This window comes from Thermosynechococcus sp. B3 (genome assembly GCF_030323045.1).
Lineage (GTDB): Bacteria > Cyanobacteriota > Cyanobacteriia > Thermosynechococcales > Thermosynechococcaceae > Thermosynechococcus.
Window position 1 is genome coordinate 2,207,194 of the sequence record NZ_CP097584.1, and the last position, 15,152, is coordinate 2,222,345.

The 15,152-nt window shown below is 53.4% G+C and carries 14 protein-coding genes; 12 read left to right on the plus strand and 2 right to left on the minus strand.

Annotated elements, in window-relative coordinates:
• Positions 1–55: 55 nt before the first annotated feature.
• Entirely contained in the window at positions 56–1,618 is a 1,563-nt protein-coding gene (locus M0646_RS10940; protein ID WP_149820798.1) for a photosystem II high light acclimation radical SAM protein, read from the minus strand.
• Positions 1,619–1,831: 213 nt separating this feature from the next.
• Here M0646_RS10940 and M0646_RS10945 point away from each other — a divergent pair, with 213 nt between their 5' ends.
• Positions 1,832–2,188 carry a DUF1830 domain-containing protein gene (locus M0646_RS10945; RefSeq protein WP_149820800.1) on the plus strand — a complete coding sequence of 119 codons (357 nt, stop codon included), beginning with the start codon at positions 1,832–1,834 and terminating at the stop codon, positions 2,186–2,188.
• Complete coding sequence (locus tag M0646_RS10950) at positions 2,185–2,865, plus strand: RibD family protein (RefSeq protein WP_286625698.1); 681 nt, start codon at positions 2,185–2,187, stop codon at positions 2,863–2,865. Before M0646_RS10945 ends, M0646_RS10950 begins: the two co-directional genes overlap by 4 nt.
• Before the next feature lie 44 nt (positions 2,866–2,909).
• On the opposite strand, the gene M0646_RS10955 is transcribed toward M0646_RS10950, so the two are convergent.
• A complete protein-coding gene (locus M0646_RS10955; RefSeq protein WP_286649637.1) occupies positions 2,910–3,653 on the minus strand; it encodes an HAD family hydrolase in 744 nt (247 codons plus the stop codon).
• Between the two features lie 66 nt (positions 3,654–3,719).
• Between M0646_RS10955 and M0646_RS10960 the strand changes: the two genes are divergently transcribed.
• The 10 genes from M0646_RS10960 to htpG all read left to right on the plus strand — a co-directional run bounded on the left by M0646_RS10960 (position 3,720) and on the right by htpG (position 15,136).
• Positions 3,720–4,322 (plus strand): aminodeoxychorismate/anthranilate synthase component II, encoded by a 603-nt coding sequence (locus M0646_RS10960; protein ID WP_286649638.1) that lies wholly within the window; start codon positions 3,720–3,722, stop codon positions 4,320–4,322.
• Positions 4,323–4,373: 51 nt separating this feature from the next.
• A complete protein-coding gene (locus tag M0646_RS10965; RefSeq protein ID WP_190278075.1) occupies positions 4,374–5,123 on the plus strand; it encodes an MBL fold metallo-hydrolase in 750 nt (249 codons plus the stop codon).
• A 59-nt stretch (positions 5,124–5,182) separates the two neighbouring features.
• A complete protein-coding gene (locus M0646_RS10970; RefSeq protein WP_149820809.1) occupies positions 5,183–6,142 on the plus strand; it encodes an ABC transporter ATP-binding protein in 960 nt (319 codons plus the stop codon).
• A gap of 16 nt (positions 6,143–6,158) precedes the next feature.
• Entirely contained in the window at positions 6,159–6,962 is an 804-nt protein-coding gene (locus tag M0646_RS10975) for an ABC transporter permease (protein ID WP_190278347.1), read from the plus strand.
• Positions 6,963–6,974: 12 nt separating this feature from the next.
• A complete protein-coding gene (locus M0646_RS10980) occupies positions 6,975–8,516 on the plus strand; it encodes a Gldg family protein (RefSeq protein WP_286649639.1) in 1,542 nt (513 codons plus the stop codon).
• A 10-nt stretch (positions 8,517–8,526) separates the two neighbouring features.
• On the plus strand, positions 8,527–9,789 hold the full coding sequence (locus M0646_RS10985; RefSeq protein WP_286649640.1) for a chloride channel protein: 1,263 nt from the start codon (positions 8,527–8,529) through the stop codon (positions 9,787–9,789).
• Between the two features lie 184 nt (positions 9,790–9,973).
• Positions 9,974–11,056, plus strand: coding sequence for a photosystem II q(b) protein (gene psbA, locus M0646_RS10990; RefSeq protein ID WP_181495653.1), 1,083 nt, complete (start codon positions 9,974–9,976; stop codon positions 11,054–11,056).
• Positions 11,057–11,156: 100 nt separating this feature from the next.
• Positions 11,157–11,963, plus strand: coding sequence for a hypothetical protein (locus M0646_RS10995; RefSeq protein WP_286625706.1), 807 nt, complete (start codon positions 11,157–11,159; stop codon positions 11,961–11,963).
• 7 nt (positions 11,964–11,970) lie between these two features.
• Positions 11,971–13,170, plus strand: coding sequence for a radical SAM family heme chaperone HemW (gene hemW / locus M0646_RS11000; RefSeq protein ID WP_286625707.1), 1,200 nt, complete (start codon positions 11,971–11,973; stop codon positions 13,168–13,170).
• A gap of 37 nt (positions 13,171–13,207) precedes the next feature.
• Positions 13,208–15,136, plus strand: a complete 1,929-nt coding sequence (gene htpG, locus M0646_RS11005; protein WP_286649641.1) for a molecular chaperone HtpG — start codon at positions 13,208–13,210, stop codon at positions 15,134–15,136.
• The last annotated feature ends 16 nt before the right edge of the window (positions 15,137–15,152 follow it).

The window sequence follows — 15,152 nt, forward strand, 5'->3', positions numbered from 1 at the left end:
CAGAAATGATCTAGGAAACATTCTAAGGGGGAATGGTCATTTTATCGCGCTTTTTTTAACGATGCACCAAAGGGCGTTCCTCAAGAGGCGCAGACAAGGCCTCCGCCAAGGGGGCACAGCCAAAGCGCTCCTCCAGTAGATCCATGACGGTGCGGCCAAAGTCATTGGGATTGAGGCGCCAAGCCGCAAGGCACACTTCCCCAAAGACGGATCCCATCGGTTCGGGGTTCCAAAGCAATTTCTTAGCAGTCCAAGGCATGAGGCTCATGGGGTTGTAGCCGGGGCGCAGAATGCCGCGCTCGAGGGCATATGCCTCAAGATGGGTGTGGGGTTGCAGGCCAATAAAGAAAATGGCTGGCTCAACGTTATCTGCACCAAAAATGCGTTCCAGTTCGCGGTGGTAGGCAATGGTCTGGGCAATCGTTTCAGGGCGTTCGTCAATGACATTGAAGGAGTAATTCACAGAAACGAGGGCGTTGAACCCGGCGGCTTTCAAATCACGACAGTTTTGCAGCACCGTTCGCAGGTTGTAGCCCATGCGCATTTTCCGCACCAGTTCTTGGGAGCCACTGGTAATGCCGATTTCAAAGTAGTTCATCCCCGTTTGCACCATTAGCTCAGACAATTCGGGGGTGAGGTTGTCGGCACGGATGTAGGCTGCCCAGTGAATATCCTTCATGCCTGCTTTCAGGATTTCCCGCAGCAGGGCGATCGCGTCGGGGATAAATTTGCGAGCGGGGATAAACTGGGCATCGGTAAACCAAAAGTTGCGCACACCGCGATCGTAGAGCTGGCGCATTTCGGCGACGACTTCTTCAGCAGGGTTAATGCGCACCTGTTTGCCTTCAACCACGGTATAGACGCAGTAGCAGCAGTTGTGGGGACAGCCGCGCTTGGTTTGCACCCCAATATAAAAGTCGCCCCCCTGAAGGTAATACTCAAATTCTGGCCAAATCGTCTCGATGTAGTCGTAGTTGCAGGCGGTTTTTTCGATGGGGGTTGGCCATTCGTGGATGAGGCGATCGCGGGGCTTTTCCACACCCGCAATGTAGCAACGCTCCCCGGCAATTGGCTGGCTCGTTAGGACTTTGTGCAGCAGCGTTTCCCCTTCACCAACGGAAACAATGGTGCCTTTGGGCAGTTGAGAACCCAATTGTTCATAAAAGACACTGACCGCACCGCCACCGACGATGGTTGTGACTTGCGGATGGTGACGCTTGGCATGGTGGCGTCCCAAACGGATTAAATTGAGGTTTCGCCAGAGTTCACCATAGTAGGCACTCATCACCCGCAGACCCCCGATCGCCCCCCGCAGCTTCACCAAGGGATTGCGGGCGTAATAGACCTCAAAGGCATGTTGCAGTGGATTGCCCCCCCGTCCCCCCACAGGGGCATAGATTTGAATATCCCGCCAAGAAAAAACAAGATGCGTGGGTTCAAAGTCATCAATCACTTGGGCAAGAGCACGGCGAAAATCAAGGGGGGGCACCGTTCCCAAATCAAAAATGCGTTGTTCAACACTGGGTAATTGCTTATGGATATAATCCGCAAGATAGACGACACCAATGGGAAAAATGGGATTGCAGGGGAGACGGACGTAGAGGACACGCGGGGACATAGGCTAGCCCAAGATCTATGGAAACGCTAAATTCTTAATAAATCTCTATCGCTGTTTAGGTTGTAACACATTTGCGCCTTTCCAACAGGGGATCACGGGAACTCAAGGAAAGGATGAACTGTCCATCCTGTAGTTGAGTTTACAACTGGATCGAATTGGCAATGTTAGGCTAACAAGGGTAAAGACACGTCCTATAACAAACCATTACTTCCTATGCCGCAAATCTTTGATCCTGTCCCTAGCGATAGTTGCGATCGCATCCTCTGCTGTTATGTCAACGCCACCAGCAAAATTCAGGTGGTGCGGATTACAAATATTGCCAACTGGTATTTCGAGCGGGTTGTTTTTCCGGGGCAGCGACTGGTATTTGAATCGCCACGGGCAGGACAACTGGAAGTTCACAGCGGCATGATGGCAAGTGCAATTCTCTCCGACATGATCCCCTGTACGGAGCTACTGGTGCAAGAGGGGAGAGATAATTTTTTTCCCAGTGATCCCGTCAGCCAGCAACGGCTAGAATTGCTCAATGAGACGCCTGCGCCAGCGACTGAAAAAGTCATGATCCCTTGAGCCAGCTCCAGCCGATTTCTCGCCCCTACACAATTGCAGTTTTGGCCAGTAGTTTAGATGGCCGCCTTGCTCGCGCCGATGCTTTGGGTCAGCGCATTGCCTCGGCCTATGACTTTCAGCACCTTGAACAGCAGGTGGCACAGGTGGATGCCGTACTCTTTGGGGCGACAACATTGCGTTTGGGGGGGACAGCGATGCGCCTTCAGTCTCCCCATCTGATTGCTGAGCGTGAGCACCAAGGGCAATCGCCCCAACCGCTGCAAATTGTCTGCTCCGCTAGTGGTGAATTCGATCTCAATCTCCCTTTCTTTCGCCAGCCGATTCACCGTGCCTTACTGACCACCGAGAAAGGCGCCAGCCGCTGGCAAGGATCCACTGCCTTTGATCACTGTTGGTCTGCTGGGGTGGCGGAGATTGACTGGCCGCAGGCGTTTAGGCACATTCAAGAGGCTGGTGTGCAAACCTTGGCCGTGTTGGGAGGAGGACAGCTTTTCGCCTCCCTGTTGCAGATGGCTGCCATTGACGAGTTGTGGTTGACCCTCTGCCCCCTCCTCCTAGGGTCGGTAGCGCCTAGCCTCTATCCAGAGGAGATTGCCTTCTCAGGGAGGTTGATGCTCCTGAATGTCTTGCCCGTGGGCAATGAGGTTTATCTCCACTACCGCCTTAATTATGCTTGACTCATTGCGAGTAACCCTCAATCACCACTGAGTCTAATTAGTTCTCAGTCAGCACTAATCTGCATCTCCAAGGGTGAGGCAAGGATGCAATCACAGTAATTGAGCACTGGTGGCCGATGCCAACCCCACGTAACACCAATGCTGCCCGCTGCACCCCCCCGCTGTGCCATGAGGCCATCACTATCGGCATCGCCAATAACCACGGTTTGATTGGGTCGCACCCCAAGGCGATCGCACACCCTCAGGAGTACCTGCGGATCGGGCTTCGTGGGTGGCTCATCTCCCCCCTGCCAGCATTGGAAAAAGGGCTTCAGGTGATAGGTGTCTAAAAAAGCCTCGATTTCCGACCTGCGATCGCTAGAGATAATCGCCAACGCGCATCCTCGCCCATGGAGCCGTTGCACGAGTTCAATGACCCCCGGCAGGGGTGGTGTAAACGCTGCTTTGGCCGTAAACTTCAGTTCTGCTGCTTCAAAGGCAGTGCGCACCAGTTCTAGGGCGCTAACCCAAGGAACCTGTTGGGTAGCAACCAAGGCTGCAGCTGCAATTTGGTTCTCCTGCCGTGTCCCCACCGCTTGTAATCCAGTGGGATCGAGATGGTCGCCGATCACCCCAAAGGCCTGAAGTAGCAACGCTTTGAGGTTGGGAAAGTGTTCAGCAATTTTCACAGCGCGGGCGATCGCCACCCACCGCAGGTAATGGGCAACATCTGCTAATGTGCCATCTTTATCAAAGATCACCGCTGCTACCGAGGGAAAACAGCGTCCCTGACACCATAGCTGCACCATTGCCTCAACCCCTTGGGTAGTAGGATCAAAACACAAAGCATCGAAGATGATGAGGACACCTCTCCCTTGATTATCGTTATTGATAACTACGACAGCTTCACCTACAACCTTGTCCAGTACCTAGGAGAGCTAGCGCAGGAGTTCCCAATTGCTGCGGATCTGCGGGTCTTTCGCAACGACAAGATCACCCTCGATGAGATCGCTGCCCTCGCCCCTGCGGGTATTGTGATTTCTCCTGGTCCGGGTCGCCCTGCGGACGCTGGAATTTCCGAAGCCCTGATCCGCACCTATGCTGGCACACTACCCATCTTGGGGGTTTGCTTGGGACATCAAGCGATTGGTGAAGTTTTCGGCGGCACGGTGACGCTCGCACCAACCCTCATGCACGGCAAAACGTCAGAAATTTACCACAGTGGTGTGGGGGTGTTCCAAAATTTGCCCCAACCCTTTACCGCAACCCGCTACCACAGCCTTGTTATTGATCGTGACAGTTGCCCTGATGTATTGGAAATTACGGCTTGGACAGAGGATGGCCTAATTATGGGGGTGCGCCACCGCCAATATCCGACGCTGGAAGGGGTGCAATTCCATCCGGAGAGCATTCTCACCACCTGCGGCAAAGACCTGCTACGGAACTTTTTGCGACGGCTGTCCAGTCCATCGTTGTGAGCCAGCCACTTTTCGGTACACTGAGCTGGAATAGGAGTGTGGGGAGAGAAAATGGAACGGCGGCAGTTCTTGCGTTTGGCTCAAGTTGGGGCGATCGCCAGCCTGAGTGGACACTGGGCAGCCCATGCCCAAGGGGGGGGTCTCTCTCTGCAATGGTTTGGCCACACCTGCTTTCTCTTCACCGGCAGTGGTCAGCGGGTACTGGTGAATCCCTTCCGTCCCATTGGTTGCACCAAAGGATTGCGGCCTCCCCGTGTCACTGCGGATATTGTCATGATCAGTAGTCGCCTCCTAGACGAGGGCTACATCGAAGGCTTACCCGGTCGGCCTAAACTGCTTTTTCAACCCGGTTCCTATAAAGTCAATGGTTTGAGTATTCAGGGCATCCGCACCAGTCATGATCGCGTCGGTGGCTTTCGCTTTGGCGTCAACGTGGTTTGGCGCTGGCAGCAGGGGGGCATCAATCTCCTGCACATGGGCGGCATTGCCATGCCGATCACGATTGAACAACGCATTCTCATGGGACGGCCTGATGTGATGATTGTGCCAGTGGGAGGAAGTGACAAAGCCTATAGGGCTGAGGAGGCCAAGGCAGCCGTTGAAGTTTTGCAACCCCGTTTGGTCATTCCTTCCCACTATCGGACGGCAGCGGCTGACCCCAATAATTGTGATCTGACAGGGCTAGAGGACTTTTTGAAAGTTATGGAGGGAACCCCGGTTCGCCGCAGTGGGGGTGCCTCCCTCAGTCTATCGGCAGCCAATCTGCCCCAAAATACCACTATCCAAGTCCTCAGTATTTGATGAGGAAAACGGCTACATTGTGTGTCAATGTTTCCCGTAGAACGAGTTGAGGAAACGCCATGATTCAGGTCGAACACCTGACCAAGGTTTACGGTACAACCGTCGCGCTGCGGGATGTCAGCTTTTCAGCGGCCAGTGGTGAGATTCTCGGTCTCCTCGGCCCCAATGGCGCAGGCAAAACCACCACAATGCGGATTTTGGCGGGGTATCTACCGGCAACGAGTGGCACAGCATCTATTGCAGGCTATGAAGTCCACACGAATCCGATGGCGGTGCGGCAGCGCATTGGCTATCTGCCAGAAAATCCCCCCCTCTATACGGAAATGACGGTGGCGGGCTATTTGCACTTTGTGGCTCGCATCAAGGGCGTCAGTGCGGGCGATCGCCCCCAGCGGGTGGAATATGCCCTCAAAAGCTGCGGCCTCTGGGATCGGCAACAGACCATTATTCGCAAACTCTCGAAGGGCTATCGGCAGCGGGTCGGCATTGCCCAAGCGATCGTTCACGATCCGCCAGCCATCATTCTGGATGAACCCACGGTGGGTCTCGATCCGCGTCAAATTATTGAGGTGCGCAACCTGATTAAAAACTTGGCGGGACAGCATACAGTGATTCTTTCCACCCATATTTTGGCGGAAGTGAGCATGACCTGCGATCGCGCCGTGATTATCAATAAAGGCGAAGTGGCGGGCATTGGCAAACTGGATGAACTGCTGCAACGCCTCAGCGGTAGCTACACCTATGACCTCGAACTCTTGGGCGATCGCGCCGCTATTGAATCCCTCCTCCAACAGTTGCCTGCTCTGCAACAGATCACATGGGGCAATAGCACTCCCCAAGGGCGACAGCAACTTCAGGTCAGCAGTCCTTCAGAAATCGGTGCCGATCTCGCCACTCTCCTTGTCCAAAATGGGGTGCAACTCTTTGAAATGCGCCGCTCCCGTGCCAACCTAGAGGAGGTGTTCTTGAAGCTAACGACCGATGAACCCAGCGATACCACCGAAGAAGCCCGTGCTTAGCGTTTCCCTCCACGGGCTGCGTGTCCTCCTTGCTAACATTCTTGCCATCTATCGCCGCGAACTCCAGAGTTACTTTAGTGCCCCCTTCTACTATGTGATTGCCGGGGTGTTCTGGCTGCTCAGCGGCCTGTTTTTCCTCGTTGTGATGACGACAATTATTAGCCAAGTAGCTCAGCAGGATTTGCTGCAACAACAGTTTGGGGCGCCGAGCCAAGCCATTGACGTTCCCAAGCTCATCCTCGAAAGTTTCCTTGGACTCCTCGGCTCCATTTCCCAAGTCATTTTGCCCATGCTCTCGATGGGACTCTACACCGAAGAGCGCAAACGCGGCACCCTCGAACTTTTAGCCACCTCACCGATTACGAACTGGTGTGTGGCAACGGGTAAACTCTTGGCAGTGCTGACGTTTTATACCACGCTGTTGCTGCCTGTGATTGTCTATCAGTTTGTGGCGCTCCAACAGAGTACGCCCCCCCTCTCCCCTTGGCTAATTCTTGCGGGCAATGGCGGATTGATTCTTTTAGCAGCAGCCATTCTCTCCTTGGGGATGTTTCTCTCATCCTTGACCGATAGCACGATCCTAGCGGCCATTTTGGGGTTTGCGGTGTTGCTGATTCTCTGGGTACTCGATGTCTTGGCTAAAAATACCGGCGGGAATCTCAGTGATATCCTCACCTACGTCTCACCCCTAGAGCACTTTACCAACCTGACACGGGGAATTTTCCGCAGCAGTAGTCTTGTTGTCTTTGGTAGTTATATTTTCCTCGGCATTTTCCTCACGGCACAGTCCATTGATGCCTTTCGTTACCAGCGCAATTAGGGGGTACCGGTCATGAAACGCTTTGCCCTAGGCTCACCTGAACGATTGACCACGGTATTGCTGTGGGCGGCGCCACTTTTGATCATTGCTGGCTTGAGTGCTGGCATCGTCACCAATCGCTGGAATTGGTTACCCTTGAGCCTTTTAGCTTTGGGGGGGATTGCCCTACTGCTGTGGCTGATCCAGCAAAGTCGTGTCTCCACAGGGTTTTGGGGGCGGCGTTCTACCCAAACCAGTACGAATGCCATCCTGACTGTGATTGCGGTGATTGCTCTATTGGGCATCGTCAATTTTTTGGCCGATCGCTACAGGGTTGAAATCGATCTCACCGAAAACCGTGCCTTTACCTTAGCAGCGGAAACCCGTGATGTTCTGCAAACTCTGGAGCAGCCGGTGCGGGTATTGGTGTTTGATGCCAATGCCGCCAGTCGCGATCGCCTGCTGTTGGAACAGTACCGCCGTCAGGCCAATAACCAATTTTCCTTCGAGTTCATTGACCCCCAAGAGCAACCCGCCCTTGCTAAAAAGTACAACGTGACGCAAGTGGGGCAAGTGATTGTTGTGGCGGGCGAGAAAACTCAGCGCATTGATGAAGACCTTTCCGAAAGTAACCTCACCCCTGCCCTGATTCGTGTGACGAGCGATCGCACGATCCGTGCCTATTTCACCACGGGGCACAATGAACTTCCCCTCACAGGTGGCTCCGCCAGTCTCAGTGAAGTGGCTAAACTTCTTGAGCAGCGAGATGTGGAACTCCTGCCCCTGAATTTGCTGGAGAAGGGCAAAATTCCCGAAGATGCCAATGTCATTGTGGTCGCTGGACCGCGGCAACCCTTTTTGCGTCTGGAGCAGGATCTGCTCAAGGCGTACCTGAATCGGGGTGGTAGCCTGTTGCTAATGCTCGATGTTGATGTCAACGCCGGTCTGGATGATTTACTGAAAAACTGGGGACTCACCCTCGATAATCGCTGGGTCATTGATGGCTCTGGTGTGGGTCAACAGGTGGGACTCGGTCCCGATACGATTATTGTCACCACCTATGGCAATCACCCGATTACTCAACGCTTTGCCCAAGGTCCGAGTGTCTTTCCCCGCGCGCAAGCCATTCGCATTGATCCTGTGAAGGATGATGACATTGTGGAAATTGTCCTCTCGGGCCCGCAAACTTGGGCGGAAACCGACTGGCAGTCGGGCAACCTTGAATTCACTGAAGGTGTAGATACCAAAGGGCCGCTGCCGATTGGTGTAGCGATTACCCGTCAGTTGAGTGATAACCCACCGAAGGAAGCCCGCTTGGTGGTCTTTGGGGATTCGGAGTTTGCCACCGATGGCGTGATTGCCTACCAAGGGATTAATAGTGATCTCTTTGTCAATTCCGTGCTCTGGTTGGGCGATCGCGACCAAAAGGCACTCTCGATTCGGCCGCGTGAAACCACCAATCGCCGCCTGCAACTCAATGTCACCACCAGTCGTTGGCTAGAGATTATCAGTGTCTTTCTGCTGCCCCTTGTCGGGTTTGGCTCAGCCGTTTTTGTCTGGTGGCGGCGCCGCTAACTCTTCTTCTATGGCCAGAGCCTCCTGCCCTTACCCTTGTTTGCTCCTGTATGCCCTAATCGTTGGTCTGCTTGGTGGCTGCGTGGCCACGGCCTTTTATCTCGCTCTTAAGCTGGGGTTTGCGCTGTTGTGGGGGACTGATCCTAGCCAAGTGAGCATTGGCACGTGGGCGCACCTCTATCCTTACATGCCGCTTTTGACGGCCTTTGGTGGCTTGTTGGTGGGCTTATCGGTCAAATTCTTGGGGGCAACGGAGGGACTCGCGGATGCGATCGCAGAGTTACACCACGAGGGTCGGTTAAGTTATCGCTTTCTACCGGGTATGGCATTAGCTTCTAGCCTATCTTTGCTGTTTGGCAGTAGTGCTGGCCCTGAAAGTCCCATGATTGATATCAATGGCGGCTTGGGCAGTTGGTTCGCGGAGCGTTTGCATCTACCCCCAGAGAGCACCCGTATTCTCACCCTCTGCGGTATGGCAGCGGGCATGGGCGTGTTTTTTGAGTCCCCCCTCGGCGCCACACTGTTTGTTTTGGAAGTCCCCCATCGCCGCAGTGTGGAGTTTTATGAGGCAATCATTCCAGCCCTGATTTCTGCGGCTGCTGGGTTTACCCTTTTTCGGGTCATTACAGGCACAACCATTGGTGGCATTTATCGGTTCCCTGCCTACGATACGCTGCGTCCTGAGGATATTGGCTTTGCAGTGTTGCTCGGCATCATTGGTGCGGCGGTGGGAACACTCTTTATCCTTGTAGATCGGCAGATTCAACGCTGGCTGAACCCCTATCGACAATATCCTCTTGTCTTAATTGTGGCGGTGGGTTTTCTGATTGGTTTGATTGCCCTGATGCATCCGATCACCCTGTTCTACGGTGAGCGGCAAATTGAACAAGTCATCCAAGTGGTCAACCGCTACAGCATTGGCATTCTGCTGAGCGTCGCTTTCTTTAAGCTGGTTGCCCTGAGTCTCTGTCTGCGGGGGGGCTTCCGTGGGGGGGTCGTCTTTCCCCTATTTTTTGTAGGTGCTTGTGTGGGCATGGCCGTACATGAGGCACTCCCGAATACACCCTTGAGTGTGGCCTTGGCTGGCATGATGGCGGCAATCACGGTGGTGGTGACCAAAACACCTTTGGGGCTGGCGGTGATTCTGACGGTGATTTCCCATACATCAATGCTGCCCTTGATTACGATCGCCACCTTAACCAGTTATCTATTGACCTTACCCATTACTTGGATTCCCAGCCAGCGATCGCGCGAGGACACCCCTGATCCCTGAGAAATCATTAACAGAATATAAAATTCAGACACAACCCTTTACATTTTTCTGAGAGATTGGTTAATATAAGGTTACATTCCGTTGCACAACACCAGCGGGTGCGCCTAAGGCCTCTCAGGGACTCGATTTGGGAGTGTAAACGGTTTGTAACATTCATTCATCTTGTTCAACAGGACTTATCACTATGACGACTGTTTTACAACGTCGCGAGCAACTGAACCTGTGGGAGCAATTTTGTAGCTGGGTTACCAGCACCAACAACCGCCTCTATGTGGGCTGGTTCGGTGTGTTGATGATCCCCACTCTGCTCGCTGCTACCATCTGCTTCGTGATTGCTTTCATCGCTGCTCCCCCTGTGGACATCGATGGCATCCGTGAGCCTGTTGCTGGCTCCTTGATCTATGGCAACAACATCATCACGGGTGCGGTTGTCCCCTCCAGCAACGCCATTGGCTTGCACTTCTACCCCATTTGGGAAGCTGCTTCCCTTGATGAGTGGCTCTACAACGGTGGCCCTTACCAACTGATCATCTTCCACTTCTTGATCGGTGTCTTCTGCTACATGGGTCGTGAGTGGGAACTCAGCTACCGCCTCGGTATGCGGCCTTGGATCTGCGTGGCCTACTCCGCTCCTGTGGCTGCCGCTACCGCTGTGTTCTTGATCTACCCCATTGGTCAAGGCAGCTTCTCTGACGGGATGCCCCTGGGTATCTCTGGTACCTTCAACTTCATGCTTGTGTTCCAAGCTGAGCACAACATCCTTATGCACCCCTTCCACCAACTGGGTGTGGCTGGTGTCTTTGGTGGTGCTCTGTTCTCCGCCATGCACGGTTCGCTGGTGACCTCCAGCCTGATCCGTGAAACCACCGAAACCGAGTCTCAAAACTACGGTTACAAATTCGGTCAAGAGGAAGAAACCTACAACATCGTGGCTGCCCACGGTTACTTTGGTCGCTTGATCTTCCAATACGCCAGCTTCAACAACAGCCGTGCGCTGCACTTCTTCCTCGCCGCTTGGCCGGTGATCGGTATTTGGTTCACCGCTCTGGGTATCAGCACGATGGCCTTCAACCTCAACGGTTTCAACTTCAACCACTCCGTTGTGGATGCACAAGGCAACGTGATCAACACTTGGGCTGACATCATCAACCGTGCCAACTTGGGTATGGAAGTGATGCACGAGCGCAATGCTCACAACTTCCCCCTCGACTTGGCCAGCGCTGAGTCTGCTCCTGTGGCCATGATTGCTCCTAGCATCAACGGCTAATTCCTAGAGCAACTCTAACTAGCGTTTAGTTAAAGGAACCGCCTCTTCATCGGGGGCGGTCTTTTTTTATGATGATGGTCAAAGGGTAGAGACTTTGTTAATGAATGGTTGGACATCCCTCTTGGCAGTGGCAGTGCCTCTTGTGGTGCAAGCAGCAACACCAGCTCCAGAGATCATTACGCGGGCGATCGCGATCGCTGCCGAGCAGTTTGGTGAGGAACTAGAGCAAATTAGCGTGGTTCAAGTTCAGCCCAAAGTTTGGTCCGATGGCTGTTTGGGCTTGGGGGGATTGCGGGTTGATTGTGCTGAGCGTTTAACCCCCGGTTGGGAAATTACCCTGACGAATCGCAATGCTCCCTATCCCCAACAGTGGGTCTATCGCACCAATCAAAGTGGTTCCCTGATTCTTTGGGATGCCGCTGGCAGTCGAATGATCGGCACCCTGATTCAGCGCCCCCAACGCCTGAGTCCAGAAGAGTTGCCGCCCCCCCTTCCTGAGGGTGTAAGTTTTCGCGTGATTCGGCAAAGTGATGCCTCTGGAAATCGTTCACCCTCAACGACAACAACACTGCTCTATAACGATGGTCGGATTGTGCAGCAAACCACCAATGCTCGCGGGGAAACCCTCAGCCGCACCCTACGCACAGTGACACCTGCTCAAGTCAGTCAATTTAATCAATTGTTGAGCGATCGCCGGTTTGAGCGCTTCAATGGCTTTGACTTTGTACCCACACCCGTAGAACGACCGGTGCCTATTCATCTCGTCTCGACCCCCACCGCAACGGTGCGCTTTGCTGAAGCCAATGAATACCGCCTTGCCTCTGATTTGGTCGCTGTTTTGCGGGCATGGGAGCTATTGGTTGCCAAAGGTCGGCTGCCTAGCCAGATTTCATCACAAACCAGTTAAGAAAACAATGACTAGAGCCGCATACATTCATCTACCCTTTTGTCGGCGCCGCTGCTTCTACTGTGACTTTCCGATTACGGTAGTGGGGGATTCTCCGACACTGGCAGAATCACTTATCCAAGAGTATGTGGCTGCACTCTGTCAAGAAATTGCCCATACCCCTGCTGAGCGGCTACCGCTCCAAACGATTTTTTTTGGGGGGGGAACACCGTCTCTAGTCCCGCCGCAATACATTGGCCAACTGCTGGAAGCCCTCGATCGCCAAATAGGCATTGCCCAAGGGGCAGAAATTTCTATGGAAATGGATCCGGGAACCTTTGACTTAAAACAATTGCAGGGCTATCTCAAAGTAGGGGTAAATCGCGTCAGCTTGGGTGTACAGGCCTTTGACGATGAGCTATTGCGGGTATGTGGCCGTAGTCACGATGTGACCGATGTTGAGCGTGCAGTGGCTCTGATTCACGAGGTTGGGGTGAAAAATTGGAGCATGGATCTCATTTTGGGGCTACCGAATCAATCCCTGCAGCGTTGGCAACGCTCCCTAGAGCAAGCGATCGCCCTCAACCCTGCCCATCTATCCATCTACGACCTGATCATTGAACCCAAAACCGTCTTTAGCAAACGCTATCAACCCGAAACAGACTCCCTACCCACTCAAGAGCAAGCCGCTGCCGCCTACTGCCTTACCCACAAGAGGCTAACAGCAGCAGGGTATGAGCACTATGAAATTTCCAATTATGCCCGACCGGGGTTTGCCTGTCGTCACAATCAAGTCTATTGGCGCAATCAACCCTACTATGGCTTTGGCATGGGCGCCACCAGTTATCTCGGGCATCGTCGCCTCAGCCGTCCGCGTACCCGCCGGGAATACTATCAATGGCTGCAAAGTTTACCCGAGAGCCTCAATCAAGTCAGTCCAGATGCCCTGTGGGATCGCTGGTTGGAAACCCTCATGCTGGGCTTGCGCCTCAGGGATGGCCTCTCTTTAGCTGCTCTAGCGGATGAATTTCCGATGTCGTGGGTTGAAGCCCTACAAGCAGCAGCGGCAAACATGTCTCCAGAGATGCTTTCTTTGACGGGCGATCGCCTGCACTTGACCCAGCCAGAAGGATTTCTGATGGCCAATACCGTCATTGTCACTCTTTGGGAGGCGATGGAGAGATCGGTTTTCCGCCAACAGCAAGGGCAACCCCTACCGATACACTAGAGGTTGTCTGACCAAGAATACACTCACGGGAAGCATCATGTTGGAACAGGGAACCATTTCAATCCATACTGAGAACATTTTTCCAATTATTAAAAAGTGGCTCTACTCCGATCATGAGATTTTCCTGCGGGAACTGGTCTCCAACGCCGTAGATGCCATTCAAAAACTGCGGATGGTGGCACGCTCTGGGGAATATAGCGGCGATGTGGATCACCCGGAAGTGACGATCACGATTGACAAAGAAAATAAAAAGCTGGCGATCGCCGACAACGGCATTGGCATGACCGCCGAGGAGGTGAAAAAGTACATTACCCAAGTGGCCTTTTCCAGTGCCGAGGAATTCGTCCAAAAGTACAAAGGGGAAGGGGAAAACGCAATCATTGGTCACTTTGGGCTGGGGTTTTACTCTGCCTTCATGGTTTCAGAACGGGTGGAAATTGATACCCTCTCCTACCGCGAAGGTGCCGTCCCCGTGCATTGGACCTGTGATGGTTCCACTGAATTTACCCTCTCCGATGGTCAGCGCACCAGTGTTGGTACAACCGTCACCCTAACCCTGCAAGAGGGTGAGTTGGAGTACCTAGAACCCGGCCGCATTCGCGAATTGGTACGCAAATACTGTGACTTTTTGCCGGTGCCAATTAAGCTAGGGGGTGAGCAAATTAATAAGCAAATTGCCCCTTGGAAGAGTGCCCCCAATAGCCTCAGCAAAGAGGACTACCTAGAGTTTTACCGCTATCTCTATCCCTTTCAAGAAGACCCGCTGCTTTGGGTTCACCTCAATACCGACTATCCCTTTGTGGTCAATGGCATTCTCTACTTTCCCAAGCTGCGCCCCGATATTGATGTCACTAAGGGGCAAATTAAGCTCTACTGCAACCAAGTCTTTGTCAGCGATAACTGCGAAGAGGTGATCCCGCGCTTTTTGCTGCCTTTGCGGGGGGTCATTGACAGCAGCGACATTCCCCTGAATGTGTCCCGCAGTTTCCTGCAAAACGATCGCACGGTGCGCAAAATTGCCGACTACATTGCCAAAAAGGTGGGCGATCGCCTGAAGGAGCTATACCGCGAAGACCCGGCGGCCTACGTACGCTCGTGGCAAGACTTGGGCACCTTTGTCAAATTCGGTTCCATCAACGATGAGAAGTTCAAAAAGCAGGTGGAGGACATTCTCATCTACCGCACCACCGCTGAACTAACCTCTAAAGAAAGCGAAGATGTCTGGGCCAGTGAGGGGGGCATCCAAGTGGATGGCAAAACCTACACCACCCTCAAGGAGTACCTCGAGCGCAACCAAGAGCGCCAAGGCAAGCGCGTCTATTACTGCACCGATGAGGTGAACCAAGCCACCTACGTGCAACTGCTTAAAAGCCAAGGGATTGAAGTCCTGTTTATGGACAGTTTCATTGATACCCACTTTGTGCCGTGGCTGGAGCAGAACTACAGCGATGTCAAGTTTCTGCGGGTGGATGCAGAACTCGATGAGACGCTCATTGACAAAAACAAAGAGAGCGAACTAGTGGATCCCACCACGAAGAAGACCCGCAGCGAGCAGATCAAATCCCTCTTTGAATCCGTGCTGAAAAAGCCGAAACTGACCATTCGCACCGAAGCCCTCAAGGCCGATGCCCCTCCGGCAATGATCCTGTTGCCCGAAACCAGTCGGCGGATGCAGGAAATGATGGCAATGATGCAGCAGCAACCTAATGCGCAGTTGCCGGAGGAGCATACCCTTGTTGTCAATACCGCCCATCCCTTGGTGCAAAATCTCCTCAGCCTCAACCAAGGCACGATTATTCAAACCAGCGGCACCTCAGAAACGGGTGCATTGGTCGAAAAGCTGTGTCAGTATATCTACGATTTGGCTCTATTGTCACAGCGGGGCTTTGATGCCAATGGTATGCAGCAATTTACAGAGCGTGCCAGTCAAGTTCTGACCCAACTGACCACGATGGCCACGCGCTAACGTTTGCAAACGCGGG